Genomic DNA, 22,888 nt, shown 5'->3' on the forward strand with positions numbered 1-22,888 from the left:
CGCGAGCAAGCTCGCTCCTACAGAGGGCCTGCAGGTCATTCGTCGGCGGTTGGGTCCATGTCGGGGAACATCACTTCGATAAATCCGAACTTACTGAAGTCGGTAATCCGCGATGGGTACAAGCGACCGATCAGGTGGTCGCACTCATGCTGCACCACCCGCGCATGGAAGCCGTCGGCAAAACGTACGATCGGCTCGCCCTTGGGGTCGAAACCTTCGTAGCGGATCTGCTGGTAACGGTCCACGGCGCCGCGCAGGCCGGGAACCGACAGGCAACCCTCGTAGCCCTCTTCCAGCACCGGGCTGAGCGGGGTGATCAACGGATTGATCAGGATGGTCTGCGGCACCGGCGGCGCCTCCGGGTAGCGTTCGCTGGCCTCGAAACCGAAGATCACCAGTTGCAGGTCCACGCCGATCTGCGGCGCGGCCAAGCCGACGCCGCCTACGTGCTCCATGGTCTGGAACATGTCATCGATCAGTTGCCACAGCTCGGGGCTGTCGAACATTTCCGGCGGCACCGGCGAGGCGATGCGCAGCAGACGTTCATCGCCCATTTTGAGGATTTCACGGATCATTGATCAGGCTCGGTGATGGGCTTGGAGTGGTCTCGGCCCAGGCCTGAGACATGCTGTTTTTCAGGCGTATGGCCGGGTCCGTCGATTTCCTTCTCGCCGGGGTCCTTGCCTTCGGCGGACATGTGTTCGATCACGGCGTTCATCTCCGCGCCGAGCAGCAGCACGGCGGCGGAAATATAGAAGTACAGCAGCAGGACAATGATCGCACCGATACTGCCATACATGGCGTTGTAGTCGGCGAAGGTCTTGACGTAGTAGCCAAAGCCCAGGGAAGCGACGATCCACACCACCACCGCCAATACGGACCCCGGGGTGATAAAGCGAAACTCCTGCTCGACGTCCGGCATCACGTAGTACATCAGGGCCACGGCAAACATCAGCAGGATCACGATCAGCGGCCAGCGCAGGATGGTCCACAGCGTGACCACGAATTCCTGCATGCCGATCTGCCCGGCCAGCCACTCCATCACCTGGGGGCCAAGCACCATCAGCGCGGCGGCGGCCAGCAGCATGCCGGCGATGCCGACGGTGTAGAAAATCGACAGCGGAAAGCGCTTCCAGATCGGCCGCCCCTCCACCACGTCATACGCGGCGTTCATCGCGCTCATCATCAGGCGCACGCCGGCGGAGGCGGTCCACAGGGCGATCACGATACCCACCGACAGCAGCCCGCCCTTGGATTGCTGCAGTTGGTCGATCACCGGGTTGACCTGCTCCAGGGCCTGGGGCGGCAATACCAGCTCCGACTGCAGGCGCAGCCAGGTGAAGAAATCCGGCAGATGCAGAAAGCCGATCAGGGCAATCAGGAACAGCAGGAAGGGAAACAGCGAGAACAGCATCTGGTAGGCCAGTGCCGAGGCGTAGGTGGGCATCTCGTCGTCGACGAATTCAGTGACGGTGCGCACCAGCACCTTGTGCAGCTTGAGACCATTAAGTACCGGAAAGATCATAGCGTCTCCTTTCGCCGCAAAGAGTTGACGTCGTGGGCGACTCAGGGGCCGTTTTCTACATCAAAGTAGCCCATTTGGCGACTTTGAAACAATTTCTAAACTTTAGTTGCACCAGCACCCACAAAAACGGCCATCCGTGGATGGCCGTCGGGCTGCAGGAAGGAGCCAGCCAAGCCGGCTTACTCGGTGGCTTTTTTCACTGCATCCTTGGTCTTGCCAACGGCCTGCTGCGCTTCGCCTTTCTTTTCCTGGACCACGCCTTCAGCACGCAGTTTGTCGTTATCCGTAGCCTTGCCGACGCCTTGCTTGACGTTACCGACGGCTTCGTTGGCCATGCCTTTTACCTTATCGGAAGTGCTGCCCATGGTATTACTCCTGATAACAATCAAATGGTTTTTGGTCACTACGCTGCGGTTGACTGGAAGCCAGGCGCCAGAGTTTCAATTATTTTCAGCGGGCATTTCATCGAAAGGGGCAGGTTTGCCTTTATGTTTTGCAGCCAACCCATGAGAATGCCCGGCACATTCAGGCTCACACGCTGAATAACAGATCCCGTAGGAAGGTTATGAAACTCGATAAAGCACAGGCCATCGCCCGTAGAAACCAGGAACTGGGGGGTGCCGTACTCGGCGTCAACAACTGTCATTTCACCGACCTGGACCGCAAACGCAACATCTGGTGGTTCGACCTGCCCGTGGTGCGGATCGGCGTGGGCCAGTACGAGTGGATCCACCTGTTGATGCACAACGCCGACACCGACCAGTTGCTGCACCTGAAGGTGCCGACCCTGTTCCTGCGCGAAAACCTCGAAGGGCTGGTGGTGCGCAATGCGGGCAAGCGCAAGCCGGAAATTACCCTGGAGCTGAGCGCGGACAAGGACTCGTTCCTCAAGGACGTGCGGCCTGCCGGTGCGGGCGTGAGTTTTGCGCAGTTCGCCCTGTAAGCGCGTGATCCAAATGTGGGAGGGGGCTTGCCCCCGATAGCGGTGGGTCAGTTCCATTGATATGGACTGACACCCTGCTATCGGGGGCAAGCCCCCTCCCACATTTGGTTTGCGTTACTTCTTAAGGCCGAGCTTCTTCAGTTCTTCATCACGCAATTCACGCCGCAAAATCTTGCCCACGTTGGTAGTCGGCAATGCATCACGAAACTCAACGGCCTTGGGCACCTTGTAGCCGGTGACGTTGGCGCGCATATGTTCCATCACCTGTTCCTTGGTCAGGGTCGCCCCTGGCTTGACCACGATGAACAGCTTGATGTGCTCACCCGACTTTTCATCCGGTACGCCGATGGCCGCACACTGCAACACGCCCGGCAGGCCCGCCAGCACGTCTTCCAGTTCGTTGGGGTACACGTTGAAACCCGAGACCAGGATCATGTCCTTCTTGCGGTCGACAATACGCATGTAGCCGTCGGGCTGGATGATCGCGATGTCGCCGGTCTTCAGCCAGCCTTCGCTGTCGAGCATTTCGGCGGTGGCGTCTTCGCGCTGCCAGTAGCCCTTCATCACTTGCGGGCCTTTGACGCACAGCTCGCCGGTTTCGCCCAGCGCCAGCTCGGTGCCGTCGTCAGCGATCACCTTGCACACGGTCGAAGGCACCGGGATGCCGATGGTACCGATCTGGATATGCTGGATCGGGTTCACGGTGGCCACCGGGCTGGTTTCGGTCATGCCGTAGCCCTCGCAGATGGCACAGCCGGTCACGGCCTTCCAGCGTTCGGCCGCCGCCAGTTGCAGCGCCATGCCCCCTGACAGGGTGACCTTGAGCGCGGAGAAATCCAGCTTGCGGAAACCTTCGTTGTTGCACAGCGCCACGAACAAGGTATTGAGGCCGACAAAGCCGCTGAACTTCCACTTCGACAGTTCCTTGACCATCGCCGGCAGGTCGCGCGGGTTGCTGATCAGGATGTTGTGGTTGCCGATCAGCATCATCGCCATGCAATGAAAGGTGAACGCGTAGATGTGGTACAGCGGCAGCGGCGTGATCAGGATTTCGCACCCTTCATTGAGGTTGGAACCCATCAGCGCCTTGCATTGCAGCATGTTGGCGACCAGGTTGCGATGGGTGAGCATCGCGCCCTTGGCCACGCCGGTGGTGCCGCCGGTGTATTGCAGCACCGCCACATCGCCGCTGGCCGGGTTGGCATCGCTGACCGGTTGGCCCTGCCCCTTGGCCAGCACGTCATTGAACTTGATCGCCTGCGGCAAGTGATACGCCGGGACCATTTTCTTCACGTACTTGATCACGCTGTTGATCAACAGGCGCTTGAACGGCGACAGCAGGTCGGCCACTTCGGTCACGATCACATGCTTGACGGCGGTCTTGGGCACGACTTTTTCAGCCAGGTGCGCCATGTTCGCCAGGCAGACCAGGGCCTTGGCCCCGGAGTCGTTGAATTGATGTTCCATTTCCCGCGCGGTGTACAGCGGGTTGGTGTTGACTACGATCAGCCCGGCGCGGATGGCGCCGAATACGGCGACCGGGTACTGCAGGACGTTGGGCAGTTGCACAGCGATTCGATCGCCGGGCTTCAAGTCGGTATGCTGTTGCAGGTAGGCGGCAAATGCGCCGGACAATTCGTACAGTTCACCGTAGGTGATGGTCTTGCCCAGGTTGCTGAAAGCCGGTTTGTTGGCGAAGCGCTGGCAGGACTGCTTCAGTACCGCCTGAATATTCGGATACTCGTCCGGATTGATTTGTGCAGCAATCCCGGCGGGGTACTTATCCTTCCAAAAGTCTTCGTTCATGGAAGCCCACTCCTCAGCGACGCGAATTCATCATCGCATTTGATGCGATTATTATTGGTGTGTGTTTCAAGGTGAATCTGGCGCTTTCAAGCAGGCCTAGACGTCACAAAGCGCGCCGAGAGTAGCAGCTTTGCCAAGGCCCGCCTAGAGCCAAAAGAGGGCCCTACAGTCATAAACATGACTCAAGAATATCCAATGGTCATTTTTAGAGCAAAGATTCTATATCACTGAAATCCGCTCTGGAATGAGGCTTACCGGGCAACATATGACAAATGTGGGAGGGGGCTTGCCCCCGATGGCGGTGTGTCAGTCACCAATGCATTGACTGAACTACTGCTATCGGGGGGCAAGCCCCCTCCCACATTTCAACCTCATTTCAATTCAGGCGATGTCGCGCAGCTCCCGGCGCAGAATCTTGCCCACCGGCGTCATCGGCAGCGAATCCCTGAGCACGATATGCTTGGGCACCTTGTACCCGGTGAGGTTGGTCTTGCAGTACGCCTTCAACTCCTCAAGGGTCACCCCTTGGGCACGCGCCACCACAAACAGTTTCACCGCCTCCCCGGTACGCTCGTCCGGGACGCCGATCACCGCACAGTTGGCCACCGCCGGATGGGCCATCACCACGTCTTCGATTTCGTTGGGGTACACATTGAAGCCCGACACGATGATCAGGTCTTTCTTGCGATCGACAATACGGATAAAGCCATCGGCATCGATCACAGCGATATCGCCGGTCTTGAGCCAGCCTTCGGCGTCCAGCGCTTCGGCGGTGGCCTGCGGTTGCTGCCAATAGCCTTTCATCACCTGCGGGCCCTTGATGCACAGTTCGCCGCGCTCGCCCAACGGCAGCTCGATGCCCTCGTCATCGATCACTTTCATGGCCGTGGCCGGCACCGGAATGCCGACCGTACCCAGCCGGGACTTATCGCCATAAGGGTTGGTGCTGGCCACCGGCGAGGTTTCGGTCAGGCCGTAGCCCTCGCCGATCGCACAACCGGTGATGTGCTGCCAGCGCTCGGCGGTGGCCTTGATCAACGCGGTGCCGCCGGAGTTGGTCAGCTTGAGATGGGAGAAGTCCAGGCTCTTGAAATCCGGATGGTCCATCAGCGCCACAAACAGCGTGTTAAGCCCCAGCAACCCGGTGAAACGCCACTTCTTCAGCTCCTTGATGAACCCGCCAATGTCCCGAGGGTTGGTGATCAGCACGTTGTGGTTGCCGGATACCATCATGCACATGCAGTTCGCTGTGAACGCATAGATGTGGTACAGCGGCAGCGGCGCAATCATCACCTCCTGCCCTTCCTTGATCAACGGGTGACCATCGTCGCCGGTCTGGGACATGCACGCCCGCACCTGCTGCATATTCGCCACCAGGTTGCCGTGAGTGAGCATCGCGCCCTTGGCCAGGCCGGTGGTGCCTCCGGTGTATTGCAGCACAGCGATGTCGTCGAGGGTCACCGGATGGCGGGTCACGCCCAGGCCGGCGCCCATGCCCAGGGCGCGCTTGAACGATACCGCGCGCGGCAGATGGTAGGCCGGGACCATCTTCTTCACCTTGTCGACCAGTGTGTTGACCAGCCAGCCCTTGGCGGCGGGCATGAAGTCGCCCATCCTGGCTTCGATCAGGTAGTCGATCTCGGTGTCGGTGCACACCTCCTGAACCCGCGAACCGAACAGGTTGAGGTAGACCAGCGCCCGCACGCCGGCGTCCTTGAACTGGTGACGCATTTCACGCGGGGTGTATAACGGGTTGGTATTGACCACGATCAGCCCTGCGCGCAGTGCGCCAAACACGGCAATCGGGTAATGCAGCACATTGGGCATCTGCACCGCGATGCGCTCGCCGGGCTTGAGGTCGGTGTGCTGCTGCAGGTAACCGGCGAACGCCGCGCTGTGGCGCTCAAGCTCGGCGTAGGTCAGGGTGATGCCCATGCTGCTGAAGGCCGGACGGTCGGCAAAGGTCTTGCAAGAGCGCTCGAAGACTTCGATCACCGACGCGTAACTGGTGAGGTCGATGGTGTTGGGAACGCCAGCGGCGCGTTTGTCATTCCAGAAATCAGGTTGCATTATTCTTGTCCTCTTACCTGAACAGGTCCGGCCGCTTTTCGATGCAGCTATAAAGAGCGGAGCTTGGAGGACGGTAGCAGTAATGGCCAAACAGGCAAATACGCTGAACTGTGTCATTGATTGTATGAATCTTGTCGCTGAGGCGTAGGCAGATACCCCGCCCTGCAGCAGATGAGCTATACACTGCAACGACCCTGAGCAAAGGAACCGCCATGAACCACCGCACTGTCTGGCTGACCGCGAATGACCACAGCCGCCTGTACGTCAATCAATGGATGCCCGACGTTGCACCCAAGGCCCTGGTGATGCTGTCCCACGGCATGGCCGAGCACAGCGGCCGCTATGCACGCCTGGCCCAGGCATTGTGCGGCGCCGGCTATGGTTTATATGCGCTGGACCAGCGCGGGCATGGCCGTACCGCCGATGAGGGCACCCTGGGGCTTTTTGCCGAGAGCGATGGTTGGAATAAGGTGGTGGGCGATCTGGCCAGTCTCAACCAGCACATCGGCCAGCAGCACCCGGGGGTGCCGATTATTTTGCTGGGCCACAGCATGGGCAGCTATATCGCGCAGGCGTACATGCTGCATCACAGCGCCAGCCTGCACGGCGCCATTCTGAGCGGTTCCAATTTCCAGCCGGTGGCGCTGTATCGCGCAGCGCGGCTGATTGCACGTATCGAACGCGCGCGCCAGGGCTTGCGCGGGCGCAGTGCGTTGATTGACTTCCTGTCGTTCGGTTCATTCAACAAGGCATTCAAACCCAATCGCACCGCCTTCGACTGGCTCAGCCGCGACCCGGTTGAAGTCGACAAGTACATTCATGACCCGCTGTGCGGTTTTCGCTGCACCAATCAACTCTGGGTCGACCTGCTCGGCGGCTTGCAGCACATCAGCAAAGCGTCCAATCTCGCGCAGATCGATCCGGGCCTGCCGATTCTGGTGATCGGCGGTGAATGTGATCCGGTCAGTGAAGGCAAGCGTCTCAAAAGCCTGGCCCATGCCCTGCGTGAGGCCGGTTGCCAGCACCTGCAATTGACGATCTACCCGCAGGCGCGTCATGAAGTGTTCAACGAAACCAACCGCGACGACGTCACCGCGGATGTACTGGCGTGGCTCGAGCACACCCTGACATTGCGCAGGCCCACCCGCTGCGAATGACTTTGCGTTTAAAATCAGCCAATTAAATTATCGATTAGCCACAGGATGCACGTTTAGATGACCCAGGTAACCAACACACCCTACGAAGCCCTCGAAGTCGGCCAGACCGCCAGCTTCAGCAAGACCGTCGAAGAGCGCGATATCCAGTTGTTCGCCGCCATGTCCGGCGATCACAACCCGGTGCACCTGGATGCCGAATATGCCAAGGCGACCATGTTCAAAGAGCGTATCGCCCATGGCATGTTCAGCGGTGCGCTGATCAGTGCGGCCGTAGCCTGTGAATTGCCTGGGCCGGGCACGATCTATATCGGCCAGCAGATGAGCTTTCAGAAGCCGGTGAAGATCGGCGATACGTTAACCGTGCGCCTGGAAATCCTGGAGAAGCTGCCCAAATTTCGCGTTCGCATTGCCACGCGCGTTTTCAACCAGCGTGATGAGTTGGTAGTGGATGGCGAGGCGGAGATTCTTGCGCCGCGTAAGCAGCAGATTGTCACGCTGACCGAACTGCCGCCGATCAGTATTGGTTGATTCATCGCTTTGAGTAATAGGACGGTCGCCCAGTGGCCGTCCTGATCGACAAAGTAACTAAAGTAATACACATGCACCTCAACGACGCTCATTGAACAGGGCGTTGTCCCACGCCCAGCGCCCGCAATACGGACTGGCCTGATCCTGTACGTTCGATAAAAATCAACCGGCTTCAACTATGAATTGCCGGTTGCCTATTCAGTCGCCCTCTCAACTTTACGACTGACAACGTATCTAGAACACGCCAGGAAACTATAAAAATGAAGAACCCACTCGACAATGTGATTTATGAAAACAACACGTTCAAGGAATCGGGGACTTGGTTCAGCGGTACACACCTGCCCGATCGATCATCGGCCAGTATCAGCGCGGTGGTCTTCAAAGGCGACCTGTATGTATTTATTCAACATTACGGCAGCCTCGATAATGGCAAGGTCGATTACCTGATCTTCCAGCGCATGCCCTCGGGTCAATTGAAGAATACTGTCAAACACACCATTCCACATATATATGTCACCGGCACGCCCGCAGTCGCGGTATACGATAATAAAATCTATTGCGCGTTTCGGCCTGGTGGTGATTCGCAAAAGTTAACGTACACCACCTTTGACGGGAGCACATGGTCAAGCGTCATCACTACGAAGAAAGGTATCTTGACCTCCCCCTCCCTGGCGGTTTACCAGGATAAATTATATTGCTTCCACCAGGGTTGGGAGGAAGACCGTGGCACCCTGTGGTATTCGACGTTCAATGGTGCTGACTGGGATGAAGATCAGCGCATCCATGGCCTTGAAATAACAGAATCACCCTCCCTCGCCGTGTACAAGGGCGAACTTTATTGCGCCTATCACAAGGCGAGCACCAAAACCGCCTGGTGCATTAAATTTGACGGTATGCAGTGGTCTCATGAACTGAGTCTGTCTGCCAATGTTTCGGAAAGTCCTTCCCTTTACACTTATAATGACAGCCTCTTCAGCGCACGTACCGTCACGTCCGAACATGCCAGCCTTTGTATAAATTATCTGGATAACGGAACGTGGTGCCCTGATAAGACGGTGGTGAACGACGGCATCTCGAACAGTCCGTGCCTGGTAGAGCATGAAGGGCTTCTTTATTGCTTCTATCGAAACAATGACCACACACTGTCGTACGCTTTCCAACATTATCAAACCCTTAACCGCGCCATCCCGCTACTTGATGTCTGGGGGGAAGGACGCATCCACGCAGGTAACTTGATATCCGGTTTCGACGCAGCGGTTAATCTGAATCTATACCGACAGCCCGTTTCCAACGGTATCAACCGTCACAGTGCAATTCCGAATATCATGCCGGTTGCTACTTACGAGGACCCCGATTTCCCCATAGCCTGCGAGCAAGTTAAAATCATTACCTTAATGGGGGCGCCTATTACCGAACGCGTCGCAGATGAAATAGGCCGAGTACTCGACATTGAGGGCATGGTATTTTTATTTGCACCGGATGATAAGGAGCGGGAGAAGTTTCAAAACAGGAACAAGTTTCGGCTCAAACCCATCAGCACCGCCACGCTTCCCTCGCCAATCGACCAGATCTCCAAAGACTTTTATCCTGTGTATGCCTATAAAAAATACAGGAGCTAAGGGTAGGCGAAAAAAATCCGAGGCCCAAAGGGGACCTCGGATTTTTATGGCGCGTTACAGATCAATCAACGCGCCTGCAACCGTACAACGCTCGAATCAGGACTGAGCACGTGCCTGGTTACGCAGGGCTTTGACCTGATCGTGGTTACGTTGTACGCCGTGGTACTGACGCTCAACCAGGTCACGAATACCCAGCAGGTTGTGCTTGTTGATCTTCTCGATCGCTTCACGGTAAGCCTTCAGTGCGTGGTCTTCACCGCGCTCGGCTTCGTTCAGCACGGACTCTTCGTCCTTACCGGTGATCATCGATTTCACGTCAACCCAACCGCGATGCAGCGCACCGGCCATGCTGCCGGAATCTTCCGGATCGCCACCCAGGGCACGCACGGCGGTTTTCAGCTCGGCGGCAGCAGTGGCGCAATCGGCGGAGCGCTTGGCGAACAGGGCTTTGAGTTCAGGGTGCTTGATGTCTTCAGCGCACTCTTTGAAACCTTTCTGGCCATCGATGCTGGTTTCGATCAGGTCATTCAGTACGGAGATCGATTCTTTGTTGATGTCAGTCATTTTTCAATTCCTTGTGTGGATTGATGAAGGTTGCCTTAATGATTGCAGCGCCCGTGCCAGGTTTTGAATAATAACTTTTATCTTTAAATTCAATGACTTAATAATAATTGAACCATCTGTATGTATGTTATTTGCATGATCTGTCATTTGGCCTTCATGCAGAATGCCTGTATTTTCGAAAGCCTCGCCTTCACTGCTCAAAACCATGAACCCCGAAAAACTCGAATTGCTGATCACCCGCGAAATGCCTTTTGGCAAATACAAAGGCCGGATCATCGCCGACCTGCCCGGCCCCTACCTGAACTGGTTCGCCCGCGAGGGTTTCCCCCACGGAGAACTCGGCGGTTTGCTGGCCTTGATGCAGGAAATCGACCACAACGGCCTGGCCGACTTGCTTGAGCCGCTGCGCGTTAAACACGGTAAACCCGCCCCTCGCCATTAACTGAGAGCCACGCCATGCCAAGGAATGCGAACAACGAACCTCACTGGCAGGCCATCGCCCAGCGCTACGAGCTGGAGCCGGGCCGGGTCAATCTGGAAAACGGTTACTTCGGGCGCATGAGCCGTGCAGTCCAGGCGCAGTACCTGGAACACGTGGCGTTTATCAACCGCAGCAACTCGGTGCATGTACGCCAGCGCTTCGAGCAAGGGGAAGCTGTCGAGATTCGCCGCCAACTGGCCGCGCTGATCGACGCAGACCCCGACTCGGTGGCCTTCACCCGCAACGCCACCGAAGCCTTGCAGTCGCTGATCCGCAACTACAACCGCCTGCAGCCGGGCGATCAGGTGCTGATCAGTGATCTGGAGTACGACACGGTCAAAGGCGCGATGCGCTGGCTGGCCGGCGTGCGCGGTGTCGAGGTAATCGAAATTTCCCATACGCATCCGGCCAGTTTCGACAGCCTGGTGCAGACTTATCGCGATACCTTCAATCAATACCCGCGTCTGAAGCTGATGGCGCTGACCCATGTCACCCACCGTACCGGCCTGGTGATGCCGGTGGCCGCGATTGCCAGGGCGGCGCGTGAACATGGAGTCGACATGATCCTCGACGGCGCGCACGCCCTGGGCCAGATCGATTTCAACCTTGGCGAACTGGGCATTCAGTTCGCCGGCTTCAACCTGCACAAATGGATCGGCGCACCGCTGACCCTGGGCTTTCTCTACATTGCCCCCGAACGCCTGCCGGATATCGACCCGGACATGGGCGAATTCCACTACCCCGCCACGGATGTACGGGCACGTACGTCCTACAGCACGCCGAACTTTCCGGCACTGATGAGCCTGCCATTGGTGCTTGAAGAGCATCGGCAACTGGGTGGCGCAGCGGCCAAAGGTGCGCGGGTCAACTACCTGCGGGACATGTGGGTGAGCCAGGTGCGTAAGTTGCCGGGGATTGAGGTGCTGACGCCGGATGATCCGAGGGTGTATTGCGGGATTACCGCGTTCAAGTTCACTGGGCGCGATCAGCAGGTGATGGTTGACAGGTTGCTCAAGGAGTATGACGTATTCACCACAACCCGCTCAGGCGCGGCGTTTGGAACCTGTATTCGAGTGACGCCGGGGTTGGTGACTTCCGCTGCGGAGATCGATATGTTGGTCCACGCAATTACCCAACTAAACACAGATTAAAATGTGGCAGGGGGCTTGCCCCCTCCCACACTGGTTTTGTGGCGTTCTCGCGGTTTTCTACAGGCAAAAAAAAGCGGTACACCGACCAAGTGCACCGCAAAAATGCCGTTAAGCACAGCAACAACGATTCGGTAAATCAGGTCAATCCAGCAGCGCCAGCGCCTCGGCGGTGACTTCCTGGATGCGTGCCCAGTCGCCATTCCTGACCCACTCGGGATCAAGCATCCAGCTACCGCCCACGCACATCACGTTTTTCAACGCCATGTAGCTTTTGATGTTGGCCGGGCCGACGCCACCGGTCGGGCAGAATTTCACTTCGCCGAACGGGCCGCCCAAGGCCTTGATCGCAGCCACGCCGCCGCTGACCTCGGCCGGGAACAGCTTGAAGCGGCGATAGCCCAGGCCATAGCCTTCCATGATGCCGGAGGCATTGCTGATGCCGGGCAGCAGCGGGATCGGGCTGTGCACCGAGGCTTCCAGCAGGTCGCGGGTAATGCCGGGGGTGACGATAAATTGCGAGCCGGCCACTTCAGCCGCCTCGAGCATATGACGGTCCAGCACGGTGCCTGCGCCGGTGCACAGTTCAGGGCGCTGCTCGCGCAGCACCTGGATGGCCTTGAGACCGAACTCGGAACGCAGGGTCACTTCCAATGCGGTCAGGCCACCGGCTGCCAGGGCATCGGCCAGCGGCAGGATGTCCTGTTCGCGGGCGATGGTGATCACCGGCAGGATCCGCGCCTTGGCGCAGAGGCTGTCGATCAGGGCAACTTTATCCGCCATGGACACGGTCGATTGAGGGCTTTTCATAGCGGCTGATCCTTGGCTCATGGGCACCAGTAAATCTCTAATGTAGGTTGCAAAAACGCGCGAATCGGCATGGCGGCGACGTCGTCACCGGCCAGCGCGGCGCTCAAGGTGGTCAATTTGGAACTGCCGGAAATCGACAGCACGGTGTAGTGGGCCGTCGCCAGTAATGCGCGGCTCATGGTCAGGCGCTGGTGCGGAACGGTCGGCGCCAGCATCGGCCAGCAACGGCGGGTACCGTCGGCCTGCAAGGCTTCAGCCAGGTTCGGGCTGTCGGGAAACAGCGAGGCGGTGTGGCCGTCATCACCCATGCCTAGCACCAGCACGTCAATGGCTGGCAGTTCGGCCAGCAGGCGATCGGCCTGCTCGGCGGCGTCTTCAAGGTTGGCGGCGGCGCTGTACAGGCTGAGGAACCTGGCCTTGGCCGCCGGGCCTTGCAACAGGTGCTGCTTCAACAAACCGGCATTGCTGTCGGCGTGTTCCACCGGCACCCAACGCTCATCGGCCAGGGTGACGGTGACCTTGGACCAGTCCAGGGCCTGCCCGGCCAGGTTCTGGAAAAACGCCACGGGGCTGCGGCCGCCGGACACGACCAGGGTCGCCCCGCCACGGGCGCTGATGGCCGCACGCAATTGTTCGGCCACGTCATTGGCCAGGCCGTCCGCCAACAGCACGGGCGTGCGGTACTCATGGGCAGTAACGCCCTGAGGCAGTTTCAATTCAGATATCGCCATACCACGACCTCCCATCCCGCGTGATCAGTGCAATCGAGCTCATCGGCCCCCAGGAACCCGCCGCGTACGGCTTGGGCGCATCACCGGATTTTTTCCACCCGGCGATCAACTGGTCACACCACTTCCACGCGGCTTCGATTTCATCTTTGCGAACAAACAGGTTCTGATTGCCGCGCATCACTTCCAACAGCAAACGCTCGTAGGCATCGGGGATGCGTGCGCTGCGATAGGTGTCGGAAAAATTCAGTTGCAGCGGACCGCTGCGCAGTTGCATGCCCTTGTCCAGGCCCTGCTCCTTGGTCATCACGCGCAAGGAAATACCTTCGTCCGGCTGCAGGCGGATGATCAACTTGTTGCTGATCTGCAAGCGCTGCTCGGGGGCGAAGATATAGTGGGACGGTTCCTTGAAGTGGATGACGATCTGCGACAGCTTTTGCGGCATGCGCTTGCCGGTACGCAGGTAGAACGGCACCCCGGCCCAACGCCAGTTACGGATATCGGCGCGCAGGGCGACGAAGGTCTCGGTGTCGCTCTGGGTGTTGGAGTTCTCTTCTTCCAGGTACCCCGGCACGGCTTTACCGGCGCTGTAGCCGGCGATGTACTGGCCGCGCACCACCTGGGTGGTCAGGCCTTCCGGGCTGATCGGCGCCAGGGCCTTGAGCACCTTGACCTTCTCGTCACGGATGCTGTCGGCGGACAGGTCGGCCGGCGGGTCCATGGCGATCAGGCACAGCAGCTGCAGCAGGTGGTTCTGGATCATGTCGCGCAGTTGGCCGGCCTTGTCGAAGTAGCCCCAACGGCCTTCGATGCCAACCTGCTCGGCCACGGTGATTTCCACGTGGGAAATGTAGTGCTGGTTCCACTGGGTTTCGAACAGGCTGTTGGCGAAACGCAGGGCGATCAGGTTCTGGACGGTTTCCTTGCCCAGGTAGTGGTCGATGCGGTAGGTGCGGTTTTCCGGGAAAAACTGCGCGACCGCATCGTTGACCTTGCGCGAGGATTCCAGGTCCGAACCGATCGGTTTTTCCAGCACCACGCGAGTGTTTTCTGCCAGGCCGACCTTGGACAGGTTTTCGCAGATCGCGCCATATACGGCGGCCGGGGTGGCGAAGTAGGCGATGAGGCGCTGTTCGCTGCCGGCTTTTTCGGCAAGCCCGACGTAGTCGTCGGCCTTCATGAAGTCGACATGCACATACGCCAGGCGCGCCAGGAAACGCTGGGCCACGGCTTCGTCAAGTTCCTTGCCGACGTACTTGCGCAGTTCTTTTTCGATATGGGCCAGGTGCTGCTGCTCGGAGCCGGCTTCGCGGGCCAGGGCCAGGATGCGCGTGTCATCGTGCAGGAGGCCGGCGCCATCGAGTTGATAGAGAGCAGGAAATAACTTGCGCAGCGCCAGATCACCCAACGCGCCAAACAGGGCAAAGGTGCAGGGTTCCACGGTTATCGAAGGCATGATGTTTGTTCTTTTATCAAGTTAAGCTACAAATACCTTTTTTCAAGGCATCACTCAAGGAAAAATGTAGTAATAACCACAACATTTTCCGCAAATACGCATTGCGTGTGGTGGTGTTCGGCTACCCTCAGTAGGATAGGCCACCGCGAAAAGCCACTCATCGATTGGTTACCGCCTCCTTATTTGCATCGTCGCCCGAAGGAAAGACTGAATGGACCGCGTGCGAAATCTTCTGGAACAAATCCGGAACCGCCTCGAAGAATTGAACAAGGCCGAGAAAAAAGTCGCCGAGGTCATCCTGCTCAACCCGCAGCAGGCCACCCGCTTCTCGATCGCCGCCCTTGCCCAGGCCGCCTCGGTCAGCGAACCGACGGTCAACCGTTTCTGCCGTTCGTTCGGCGTCAGCGGCTACCCTGAACTTAAATTGCAGCTGGCGCAAAGTCTGGCCAGTGGCGCGGCGTATGTCAGCCGCGCCGTGGAAGCCGATGATAACCCCGAGGCCTACACCCAGAAGATCTTTGGCAGCGCCATTGCCTCCCTGGACAGCGCCTGCCAGGCCCTGGACCCGGCCCTGATCAGCAAGGCCGTGGATTTGTTGATCCAGGCGCGGCAGATCCACTTTTTCGGCCTGGGCGCCTCGGCACCGGTGGCGATGGACGCGCTGCACAAGTTCTTCCGTTTCAACCTGGCGGTGACTGCCCACGCCGACGTGCTGATGCAACGCATGATCGCCTCGGTGGCGCATACGGGTGAATTGTTCGTGATCATTTCCTACACCGGGCGTACCCGTGAGCTGGTGGAAGTGGCGCGTATCGCGCGGGAAAACGGCGCATCGGTGCTGGGCGTGACGGCCGAGAACTCGCCGCTGGCCAAGGCCAGTACCGTGAGCCTGAACATTCCGCTGCCGGAAGACACCGATATCTACATGCCGATGACGTCGCGGATCATTCAGCTGACGGTACTGGATGTGCTGGCGACCGGGATGACACTGCGCCGTGGCGTGGATTTCCAGCCGCATTTGCGCAAGATCAAAGAGAGCTTGAATGACAGCCGGTATCCGGTGGGGGATGAATTCAACTGATTCAGCATCTGTGTTGACTTGACTGGCCTCATCGGGGGCAAGCCCCCTCCCACTTTTGAATGGGTTCACAAATCAAAATGTGGGAGGGGGCTTGCCCCCGATGAGGCCATCAGCCACACAGCTAGGCGCCTGCCCTGGCCTGAAGACTTAGATGCGCCCGCTCCCCCGGCGCCAGGCTCGCCCCGGCCATCGCCGACTCCACGCACACAAACCCTGATGCCTCATTGAAACTCACGCCCAGCAACGGTCGGCTGCCGGGATGCCACACCACCGTGTCGGCGCTGTCGCCGGTATCGATGCACAGTTCACGCTGCCAGGCGTGGTCCTTGAGCTGTAATTCGCCCTCATGCTGGAACACCCGCTGGCATCCTCCATCGACCCGCAGTTCACCTTCCTGCTGGCAAACCTGACGGTTGAGCTGGTCATAACCTTGCGCCCCGTCGAGCCCAGACAGCGCTACCTCGTCAACGTGACCAATACGCCAGTAAGCGTGCAAAGCATGGCTCAACTGGCACGGCAGCTCGTCCTGATGCTCGGTGCTCAGGCGCAGCTCCAGGGTTTCGCCCAAATGTGCGTGCAGGTCCACCTGCCAGTCGCACAACTGCAACTGCCAATGCAGGCGCACGCCATCGTCATCGGTGCTGCTGTCGAGCAGTTTCCAGTCGATCAAGCGTGCCCAGCCATGGGAAGGCCAGGCGTTTTCGCTGGGGTGACGGCCATACCACGGCCAGCACACCGGCACGCCACCGCGGATGGCGCCGACTTGCGGCCATTTGGCCGCACACCACAGCCAGGGTTTCTGGCCGGCGGGCTGAAAGTGCAGCAATTGCGCGCCTTGGCGGCTGAATACCGCCTGGCACAGCGGATGGTCGATCACCAGCACATCGCGCATCTGAAAGCGCTCCCAGGCGAACACCGGACGCTCGCGCAGGGACTTGAAAAAGCGTTGCAGCGGTTGCTCATGCATGTGCCACAGTCCTGAATATCACAGTGCCACGCAAAAAAAAGCGGATAGCCATGGCTATCCGCAAAATGCGCACAGAGAGAGGAGCTTATCGCAACAGCGTTAGAACGTAGACTGAATTTTCAGGCCCGCTACCAGCGCGTTGTCGACTTTGTCCACGCCACCCGGCTGGACAACGTACTGCAGGTTCGGACGCACGGTCAGCCAGTTGGTGACGTGGAAACCGTAGTTCAGTTCGACGTTGTATTCGGTCTCGCGAATCGGCGTGTACAGTGGGTTGTCGTAGTCGCTGACGCCATTGGCGGCATTGAGCAGCTCCGAGTTCTTCTTCACGTCATCGTTGACGTGCAGACGAGCGACGCCAATGCCGACGTCGTCTTTTGGACGCGCGTCAAATGGGCCCTTGTACACCAGCATCAACGACTGGTAGTTGTCGACCAGGTTGGTTTCCTTGTCGTGGAAGGTCGCGTTGGCGGCGATGTTCAGACCACGGGTCGCGTCGCCGTTGTGCGTGGTGAGTTGCTGTTGGGCAACGAACCAGTAGCCTTTTTTGCTGCTGCGGGTACGGAAGCTTGCGCCAGTGAGAACCGCATCGTTGCCGTTGACGTCTTCACGTACATCCGGAGCATCGGCCGCGCTTTTGTAGTAACCCACGCGGTATTCGCCCGGAAGGTTGTTGACCTTCGGCGACCAGACCAATTCCACCGGAATCACGGTGCCTTTGGTACCGCTGCCGCTGAGCTTGAAGCCGTTGCCGTGCTCCAGCTGCGACGGGTTCTGGTTGTAGGCGCCGATTTGCGCATACAGCTCAGGCGTGATGTTGTACTTCACGCGGATAGCGGCCTGGCTGACCGGCCAGTTGTACCAGGTGTTTACGTAGTTACCGACCTGGGAGCCACAGAACGACAGGTTCTGGAAGTCGCACGGGAAGGTGTTGAAGTCTTCGCCTTCACCGAAATAGCCGAGCTTCACGTCGAGCTTGTTGTCGAACATCTGGTGCTGAACCCAGAACTGGGTCAGACGCACCATGTGGCCACGGCCATACACTTCCTGAGACGAACTCAAGGTGCCGGCACGCGGGTCGCCGATACGGTCATTGGAGATGTTCTGGCCATTACGGTTGGTGAACTGGATCTTGGCCTGGGTGTTATCCCAGCCCCACAGCTTTTGCAGGTCCAGTGCCACGCCCAGACCGAACTGGTCGGAGTAACGACCGGTCTTGTCGTCGCTGTAGCCACCGTGGGCGTTGTAGCCCATTTCCCCGACGTAATCGGCCTTGATGTCGATACCTTGCTCGATCAGCTTGGTACGCTCGCCGCCCCAATCGCCGGTCATCCACTTGGAATCGGCACTGAATGCATCGGCCGCCATCGCATTGGCGGACAATACAAGGGCTGCTGCTGCTGACAGTTGGCAGAACAGCCGAGTGTTGTTGTGTTGCTTTTTCATCCCTACATCCTCGTCTTTATTGTTATTAAACTGTTTTTATCTAACGCGGGTTACATTTTTTTAACTAAAACAACAACTTAAATCCTAACCTAATCGCTGTAGGAGCGAGCTTGCTCGCGAAAAACTCAAGCTCACTGCGTTCATTCAGGATGGCCGCGTTATCGTTAACGGCCTTCGCGAGCAAGCTCGCTCCTACACGATGCCTCAGCGGCCCTTGAACTGGGTCACGTTGCCGGCATGCCCCTGTGCCGGCAATGAAGCAACCGTGCCCAATCGCTCACCGGTCTTGGCGTCGAACAGCAACACCTTGGCCGGGTCGAATTGCAGGGTCAGGGTCTCGCCTACCTGCGGTGCCACGTCCGGCGCCAAACGGCAGCAGACCTTGGTGTCGTTGAGTTGCACGAACACCAGGGTGTCCGGGCCGGTCGGCTCGGTCACCTGGACTTCGGCACGAATGCTCGAAGAACCGTTGCCCTCGCCCGCCGCCAGCACGATCTGCTCCGGGCGCAGGCCCAGAATCACATCGCGGTCTTCCAGACCTGCGTCATTCATGTTCAGCGCCAGTTCGCAACGGGCCTGACCGCTGTCGAGCACCGCCACCAGACCACCGTCCTGGCGTTTTAGGCGCATGGGAACGAAGTTCATCGGTGGTGAACCGATAAAGCTTGCCACAAATAGGTTAGCAGGGTCGTTGTAAATTTCTTTCGGCGTGCCGAATTGCTGGATGATGCCATCCTTCATCACCGCCACTTTATCGCCCAGGGTCATCGCTTCAATCTGATCGTGGGTCACGTAGACAGTGGTGGTTTTCAGGCGCTGGTGCATCAGCTTCATTTCGGTGCGCATTTCGACGCGCAGCTTGGCGTCGAGGTTCGACAGCGGCTCGTCGAACAGGTAGATCTTCGGCCGACGCGCCAATGCCCGGCCCATGGCCACGCGCTGTTGCTGGCCGCCGGAGAGCTGGCCCGGCTTGCGGTTGAGCAGGTGCTCGATCTGCAGCAGCTTGGCCACGCGCGCCACTTCGGCGTCGATGTCGGCCTGGGGCATCTTGCGAATCTTCAGGCCGAACTCGATGTTCTCGCGCACGCTCATGGTCGGGTACAGCGCGTAGGACTGAAACACCATGGCGATGTCGCGATCCTTGGGGCTCATGCCGCTCACATCCTGATCACCGATCATGATCGCGCCGCCGGAGATGGTTTCAAGGCCGGCGATGCAGTTCATCAAGGTGGACTTGCCGCAACCCGAAGGGCCGACCAGGATCAGGAATTCGCCTTCCTTGATCGACAGCTCGATGTTCTTCAAGGTGTCGGGCAGGCCGGCGCCATAGGTCTTGTTTACATTGCGAAGTTCAAGCGTAGCCATGATTACCCCTTGACCGCGCCGGCCGTGAGGCCGCGCACGAAATACTTGCCTGCGATCACATAGACCAGCAGGGTCGGCAGCCCGGCGATCATCGCCGCCGCCATATCCACGTTATATTCCTTGGCCCCGGTGCTGGTGTTGACCAGGTTGTTCAGCGCCACCGTGATGGGCTGGGAGTCGCCGCTGGAAAACACCACGCCGAACAGGAAGTCGTTCCAGATCTGGGTGAACTGCCAGATCAGGCAGACCATGATGATCGGCGTCGACATCGGCAGAATGATCTGACGGAAGATGGTGAAGAAACCCGCACCGTCCAGGCGGGCCGCCTTGATCAGCGCATCCGGAATGCTCACGTAGTAGTTACGGAAGAACAGCGTGGTGAACGCCAGGCCGTAGACCACATGCACGAACACCAGCCCGGTGGTGGTGTTGGCCAGGCCCATCTTGCCGAGGGTGAACGACGCGGGCAGCAACACGGTCTGGAACGGCAGGAAGCAGCCGAACAACAGCAAACCAAAAAACAGTTGCGAACCACGGAAGCGCCAGAACGACAGCACGTAGCCGTTCAACGCGCCGATGGCCGTGGAGATCAGCACAGCGGGCACGGTGATCTTGATCGAGTTCCAGAAGTAGCCATCCACGGTGGTCCAGGCCTTGACCCAGCCGATGCCGGTGACCACGCTCGGCCAGCTCAGCAGGTTGCCGGTGCTGATATCTTCCGGCGTCTTGAAACTGGTGAGCAGCATCACCACCAGCGGCACCAGATACAGCAGCACCGCGAGGATCAGCACCGCGTAGATCGCGATACGACTCAGGCTGATGGCAGGTTTAGCGGCGAGACTAGTCATTACGCTTGGTCCTCAGCTCGGAATACAGGTACGGCACGATGATCGCGAGGATCGCACCGAGCATCAGGATTGCACTGGCCGAGCCCATGCCCATCTGGCCACGGCTGAAGGTGAACGAGTACATGAACATGGCAGGCAGGTCGGACGAATAGCCCGGGCCGCCGGCCGTCATCGCCGCCACCAGGTCGAAGCTCTTGATCGCAATGTGCGCCAGGATCATCACCGCACTGAAGAACACCGGGCGCAGGCTTGGCAGCACCACGCTCCAGTAGATGCGCGGCAGGCTCGCGCCGTCGATCTGCGCGGCGCGGATGATCGACTGATCAACGCCGCGCAGGCCGGCGAGGAACATTGCCATGATAAAGCCCGAGGCTTGCCACACGGCGGCGATCACCAGGCAGTAGATCACGCGGTCGGGGTCGATCAGCCAGTCGAGACGGAAGCCTTCCCAGCCCCAGTCGCGCAATAATTTGTCCAGGCCCATGCCCGGGTTGAGCAGCCATTTCCACGCAGTACCGGTGACGATCATCGAGAGCGCCATCGGGTACAGGTAAATGGTGCGAATGAAGCCTTCGCGACGGATTTTCTGGTCGAGGAAAATCGCCAGCGTCACACCGATCACCAAGGTGATACCAATGAACATGCCACCGAACACGGCCAGGTTCTTGCTCGCCACCCACCAACGGTCGTTGTCGAACAACCGCTCGTATTGAGCCAGGCCCGCCCACTTGTAGCTGGGCAGGAACGTGGAGGTGGTGAACGACAGCACGAACGTCCACAGGATGTAGCCGTAGAAGCCCACCAGCACGATGAACATGCTCGGCGCCAGCACCAGTTTGGGAAGCCAGCGCTGCAATGCATCGAACGGCGAGGCCTTGCTGAACACAGCAACAGAACTCATGGGAAAATCCAGTACAGGGAAAAAGGACTGACAGCTGAACCGAACCCTGTAGGAGCGAGCTTGCTCGCGAAGGACTTCAACGATAGCGCGTGCATACGGGATGAACGCGGTGACCTTGAGCTTTTCGCGAGCGAGCTCGCTCCTACAGATAGCAGCGTTACTTGGCCGACTTGATCGCAGCGCCAAGCTTCTTGGCAGTGTCGGCCGGGTCGGCTTTCGGGTCATTGATGTAGTTGGTCACCACGTCAAAGAACGCACCCTGTACCGCAAGGGTGGTGGCCATGTTGTGCGCCATGCTTGGCTGCAGGCCGCCGGTCTTGGCGTCGGTCAGGAAGTCTTTGGCGGCTGTCTGAGCACAGGAGTCGAAGCCCAGCTTGTCCATTTGAGTGAGCATGTCGGTGCGCACAGGGATCGAACCCTTGTTGATGCTGAAGACTTTCTGAAAATTTTCACCCAGCACGACTTTGGCAATGTCCTGCTGACCGGCAGCGGTGCCTTTGTCTTTCTGCTTGAATACCGCCAGGGAGTCGATGTTGTAGGTGAAGGCCTTGTCGGTGCCCGGGAAAGCTACGCACTCGTAGTCCTTGCCGGCGACTTTCTTGGCCGCCGTCCATTCGGACTTGGCCCAGTCACCCATGATCTGCATGCCGGCCTTGCCGTTGATGACCTTGCCCGCTTCCAGGTTCCAGTCCTGGCCTTTGCCGTCGACGTCCATATAGGTCGCGACTTTTTTCAGCTCAGTCAGCGACTTGACCATTTCCGGGCCGGTCAGCGCAGCGTTATCCAGGTCGACCAGGGCTTTCTTGTAGCCGTCGGCCCCCATCACCGAGAGCACCACCGCTTCAAACACGGTGCTGTCCTGCCAAGGCTGGCCGCCGTGAGCGAGCGCAATGAAGCCCGCCGCTTTGAGCTTGTCGCCAGCGGCATAGAATTCTTCGAGGGTGGTCGGGTTCTTGGTGATGCCGGCTTTCTTGAAGACTTCCGGGTTGATCCACAGCCAGTTGACGCGGTGGATGTTGACCGGAACGGCAACGTAGTCACCGTCGTACTTCACGGTGTCGGAGACTTTCTTGTCGAGCAGGGAGTCCCACTTTTCTTCTTTGGCGACGTCTTTGAGCACGTCGGTGTCGAGCAGGCCGGTGGACGCCCATTCCTGGATGTCGGGGCCTTTGATCTGGGCAACGCCTGGCGGGTTGCCGGCGACCGCGCGGCTTTTCAGCACGGTCATGGCCGTAGCGCCACCGCCACCTGCAACCGCACCGTCTTTCCAGGTGAAGCCGTCTTTCTCAACTTGGGCCTTCAGGACATCCACAGCCGCCTTTTCACCGCCCGAGGTCCACCAATGCACCACTTCAACCGTACCTTTGGAGTCGGCGGCAACTGCACTGAGGGGAAACAACGAGGCAATGGAAATAGCAACGGCGAGGCGATTAATCGCGTTCATC

Annotated in this window: 22 protein-coding genes; 7 read left to right on the forward strand and 15 right to left on the reverse strand. The window is 58.8% G+C overall.

Annotation, left to right across the window (positions count from 1 at the left end; genetic code table 11):
* Positions 1-35: 35 nt before the first annotated feature.
* From def to TU82_RS14005, 3 genes are all read right to left on the reverse strand, one after another.
* Entirely contained in the window at positions 36-575 is a 540-nt protein-coding gene (gene def / locus TU82_RS13995; protein ID WP_057723772.1) for a peptide deformylase, read from the reverse strand.
* Positions 572-1,525 carry a YihY/virulence factor BrkB family protein gene (locus tag TU82_RS14000; protein ID WP_057723773.1) on the reverse strand — a complete coding sequence of 318 codons (954 nt, stop codon included), beginning with the start codon at positions 1,523-1,525 and terminating at the stop codon, positions 572-574. Before TU82_RS14000 ends, def begins: the two co-directional genes overlap by 4 nt.
* Before the next feature lie 179 nt (positions 1,526-1,704).
* Positions 1,705-1,890 carry a CsbD family protein gene (locus TU82_RS14005; RefSeq protein WP_043051227.1) on the reverse strand — a complete coding sequence of 62 codons (186 nt, stop codon included), beginning with the start codon at positions 1,888-1,890 and terminating at the stop codon, positions 1,705-1,707.
* A 200-nt stretch (positions 1,891-2,090) separates the two neighbouring features.
* Between TU82_RS14005 and TU82_RS14010 the strand changes: the two genes are divergently transcribed.
* Positions 2,091-2,468, forward strand: a complete 378-nt coding sequence (locus TU82_RS14010; RefSeq protein ID WP_057723774.1) for a hypothetical protein — start codon at positions 2,091-2,093, stop codon at positions 2,466-2,468.
* Between the two features lie 114 nt (positions 2,469-2,582).
* On the opposite strand, the gene fadD1 is transcribed toward TU82_RS14010, so the two are convergent.
* Together fadD1 and fadD2 are read right to left on the reverse strand one after the other, a co-directional pair.
* Positions 2,583-4,274, reverse strand: coding sequence for a long-chain-fatty-acid--CoA ligase FadD1 (gene fadD1 / locus TU82_RS14015; RefSeq protein ID WP_057723775.1), 1,692 nt, complete (start codon positions 4,272-4,274; stop codon positions 2,583-2,585).
* A gap of 381 nt (positions 4,275-4,655) precedes the next feature.
* Positions 4,656-6,344, reverse strand: coding sequence for a long-chain-fatty-acid--CoA ligase FadD2 (gene fadD2, locus TU82_RS14020; protein WP_057723776.1), 1,689 nt, complete (start codon positions 6,342-6,344; stop codon positions 4,656-4,658).
* A 212-nt stretch (positions 6,345-6,556) separates the two neighbouring features.
* Between fadD2 and TU82_RS14025 the strand changes: the two genes are divergently transcribed.
* The 3 genes from TU82_RS14025 (at position 6,557) to TU82_RS14035 (ending at position 9,648) form a co-directional block, all read left to right on the forward strand.
* Positions 6,557-7,501, forward strand: a complete 945-nt coding sequence (locus TU82_RS14025; RefSeq protein ID WP_057723777.1) for an alpha/beta hydrolase — start codon at positions 6,557-6,559, stop codon at positions 7,499-7,501.
* 57 nt (positions 7,502-7,558) lie between these two features.
* A complete protein-coding gene (locus TU82_RS14030) occupies positions 7,559-8,029 on the forward strand; it encodes a MaoC family dehydratase (protein WP_057723778.1) in 471 nt (156 codons plus the stop codon).
* Positions 8,030-8,289: 260 nt separating this feature from the next.
* Complete coding sequence (locus TU82_RS14035) at positions 8,290-9,648, forward strand: sialidase family protein (protein ID WP_057723779.1); 1,359 nt, start codon at positions 8,290-8,292, stop codon at positions 9,646-9,648.
* 96 nt (positions 9,649-9,744) lie between these two features.
* Here TU82_RS14035 and TU82_RS14040 read toward each other — a convergent pair whose 3' ends face one another.
* A complete protein-coding gene (locus TU82_RS14040) occupies positions 9,745-10,212 on the reverse strand; it encodes a ferritin-like domain-containing protein (protein WP_057723780.1) in 468 nt (155 codons plus the stop codon).
* Between the two features lie 205 nt (positions 10,213-10,417).
* On the opposite strand from TU82_RS14040, the gene TU82_RS14045 reads away from it, so the two are divergent.
* Both TU82_RS14045 and TU82_RS14050 read left to right on the forward strand, forming a co-directional pair.
* Positions 10,418-10,654, forward strand: a complete 237-nt coding sequence (locus tag TU82_RS14045) for a DUF3820 family protein (RefSeq protein WP_057724078.1) — start codon at positions 10,418-10,420, stop codon at positions 10,652-10,654.
* Positions 10,655-10,668: 14 nt separating this feature from the next.
* The gene (locus TU82_RS14050; protein ID WP_057723781.1) at positions 10,669-11,844 is read left to right on the forward strand and encodes an aminotransferase class V-fold PLP-dependent enzyme; all 1,176 of its coding nucleotides are present in this window, start codon (positions 10,669-10,671) and stop codon (positions 11,842-11,844) included.
* Between the two features lie 141 nt (positions 11,845-11,985).
* Here TU82_RS14050 and TU82_RS14055 read toward each other — a convergent pair whose 3' ends face one another.
* The 3 genes from TU82_RS14055 to zwf are packed head-to-tail and all read right to left on the reverse strand — an operon-like array spanning position 11,986 to position 14,835.
* Positions 11,986-12,651: a bifunctional 4-hydroxy-2-oxoglutarate aldolase/2-dehydro-3-deoxy-phosphogluconate aldolase gene (locus TU82_RS14055; RefSeq protein ID WP_057723782.1), complete on the reverse strand. Its 666-nt coding sequence runs from the start codon at positions 12,649-12,651 to the stop codon at positions 11,986-11,988.
* Between the two features lie 17 nt (positions 12,652-12,668).
* Positions 12,669-13,382, reverse strand: a complete 714-nt coding sequence (gene pgl / locus TU82_RS14060) for a 6-phosphogluconolactonase (protein ID WP_057723783.1) — start codon at positions 13,380-13,382, stop codon at positions 12,669-12,671.
* Positions 13,369-14,835 (reverse strand): glucose-6-phosphate dehydrogenase, encoded by a 1,467-nt coding sequence (gene zwf / locus TU82_RS14065; protein ID WP_057723784.1) that lies wholly within the window; start codon positions 14,833-14,835, stop codon positions 13,369-13,371. The genes pgl and zwf overlap by 14 nt, the downstream gene beginning before the upstream one ends.
* A 220-nt stretch (positions 14,836-15,055) precedes the next feature.
* On the opposite strand from zwf, the gene TU82_RS14070 reads away from it, so the two are divergent.
* Positions 15,056-15,916: a MurR/RpiR family transcriptional regulator gene (locus TU82_RS14070; protein WP_170039859.1), complete on the forward strand. Its 861-nt coding sequence runs from the start codon at positions 15,056-15,058 to the stop codon at positions 15,914-15,916.
* 121 nt (positions 15,917-16,037) lie between these two features.
* On the opposite strand, the gene TU82_RS14075 is transcribed toward TU82_RS14070, so the two are convergent.
* The 6 genes from TU82_RS14075 to TU82_RS14100 all read right to left on the reverse strand — a co-directional run bounded on the left by TU82_RS14075 (position 16,038) and on the right by TU82_RS14100 (position 22,887).
* Positions 16,038-16,883, reverse strand: a complete 846-nt coding sequence (locus TU82_RS14075; protein ID WP_057723785.1) for a D-hexose-6-phosphate mutarotase — start codon at positions 16,881-16,883, stop codon at positions 16,038-16,040.
* A 99-nt stretch (positions 16,884-16,982) separates the two neighbouring features.
* Positions 16,983-18,329 carry a carbohydrate porin gene (locus tag TU82_RS14080; protein WP_057723786.1) on the reverse strand — a complete coding sequence of 449 codons (1,347 nt, stop codon included), beginning with the start codon at positions 18,327-18,329 and terminating at the stop codon, positions 16,983-16,985.
* Positions 18,330-18,533: 204 nt separating this feature from the next.
* Complete coding sequence (locus TU82_RS14085; RefSeq protein ID WP_057723787.1) at positions 18,534-19,694, reverse strand: ABC transporter ATP-binding protein; 1,161 nt, start codon at positions 19,692-19,694, stop codon at positions 18,534-18,536.
* A gap of 2 nt (positions 19,695-19,696) precedes the next feature.
* Positions 19,697-20,542 (reverse strand): carbohydrate ABC transporter permease, encoded by an 846-nt coding sequence (locus tag TU82_RS14090; protein ID WP_057723788.1) that lies wholly within the window; start codon positions 20,540-20,542, stop codon positions 19,697-19,699.
* On the reverse strand, positions 20,535-21,443 hold the full coding sequence (locus tag TU82_RS14095; protein WP_057723789.1) for a carbohydrate ABC transporter permease: 909 nt from the start codon (positions 21,441-21,443) through the stop codon (positions 20,535-20,537). The genes TU82_RS14090 and TU82_RS14095 overlap by 8 nt, the downstream gene beginning before the upstream one ends.
* 157 nt (positions 21,444-21,600) lie before the next feature.
* Entirely contained in the window at positions 21,601-22,887 is a 1,287-nt protein-coding gene (locus TU82_RS14100; RefSeq protein ID WP_057723790.1) for an ABC transporter substrate-binding protein, read from the reverse strand.
* Between the last annotated feature and the right edge of the window lies 1 nt (position 22,888).

The organism is Pseudomonas orientalis (assembly GCF_001439815.1).
GTDB lineage: Bacteria > Pseudomonadota > Gammaproteobacteria > Pseudomonadales > Pseudomonadaceae > Aquipseudomonas > Aquipseudomonas orientalis.

Coding starts and splice junctions, on each gene's coding strand:
- TU82_RS14000 (WP_057723773.1), bottom strand. CDS start 1,525: ATGATCTTTCCGGTACTTAATGGTCTCAAGCTGCACAAGGTGCTGGTG.
- TU82_RS14010 (WP_057723774.1), top strand. CDS start 2,091: ATGAAACTCGATAAAGCACAGGCCATCGCCCGTAGAAACCAGGAACTG.
- pgl (WP_057723783.1), bottom strand. CDS start 13,382: ATGGCGATATCTGAATTGAAACTGCCTCAGGGCGTTACTGCCCATGAG.
- fadD2 (WP_057723776.1), bottom strand. CDS start 6,344: ATGCAACCTGATTTCTGGAATGACAAACGCGCCGCTGGCGTTCCCAAC.
- TU82_RS14005 (WP_043051227.1), bottom strand. CDS start 1,890: ATGGGCAGCACTTCCGATAAGGTAAAAGGCATGGCCAACGAAGCCGTC.
- TU82_RS14090 (WP_057723788.1), bottom strand. CDS start 20,542: ATGACTAGTCTCGCCGCTAAACCTGCCATCAGCCTGAGTCGTATCGCG.
- TU82_RS14055 (WP_057723782.1), bottom strand. CDS start 12,651: ATGAAAAGCCCTCAATCGACCGTGTCCATGGCGGATAAAGTTGCCCTG.
- TU82_RS14085 (WP_057723787.1), bottom strand. CDS start 19,694: ATGGCTACGCTTGAACTTCGCAATGTAAACAAGACCTATGGCGCCGGC.
- TU82_RS14035 (WP_057723779.1), top strand. CDS start 8,290: ATGAAGAACCCACTCGACAATGTGATTTATGAAAACAACACGTTCAAG.
- TU82_RS14100 (WP_057723790.1), bottom strand. CDS start 22,887: ATGAACGCGATTAATCGCCTCGCCGTTGCTATTTCCATTGCCTCGTTG.
- TU82_RS14080 (WP_057723786.1), bottom strand. CDS start 18,329: ATGAAAAAGCAACACAACAACACTCGGCTGTTCTGCCAACTGTCAGCA.
- TU82_RS14075 (WP_057723785.1), bottom strand. CDS start 16,883: ATGCATGAGCAACCGCTGCAACGCTTTTTCAAGTCCCTGCGCGAGCGT.
- TU82_RS14045 (WP_057724078.1), top strand. CDS start 10,418: ATGAACCCCGAAAAACTCGAATTGCTGATCACCCGCGAAATGCCTTTT.
- def (WP_057723772.1), bottom strand. CDS start 575: ATGATCCGTGAAATCCTCAAAATGGGCGATGAACGTCTGCTGCGCATC.
- TU82_RS14030 (WP_057723778.1), top strand. CDS start 7,559: ATGACCCAGGTAACCAACACACCCTACGAAGCCCTCGAAGTCGGCCAG.
- TU82_RS14040 (WP_057723780.1), bottom strand. CDS start 10,212: ATGACTGACATCAACAAAGAATCGATCTCCGTACTGAATGACCTGATC.
- fadD1 (WP_057723775.1), bottom strand. CDS start 4,274: ATGAACGAAGACTTTTGGAAGGATAAGTACCCCGCCGGGATTGCTGCA.
- TU82_RS14025 (WP_057723777.1), top strand. CDS start 6,557: ATGAACCACCGCACTGTCTGGCTGACCGCGAATGACCACAGCCGCCTG.
- TU82_RS14095 (WP_057723789.1), bottom strand. CDS start 21,443: ATGAGTTCTGTTGCTGTGTTCAGCAAGGCCTCGCCGTTCGATGCATTG.
- TU82_RS14050 (WP_057723781.1), top strand. CDS start 10,669: ATGCCAAGGAATGCGAACAACGAACCTCACTGGCAGGCCATCGCCCAG.
- zwf (WP_057723784.1), bottom strand. CDS start 14,835: ATGCCTTCGATAACCGTGGAACCCTGCACCTTTGCCCTGTTTGGCGCG.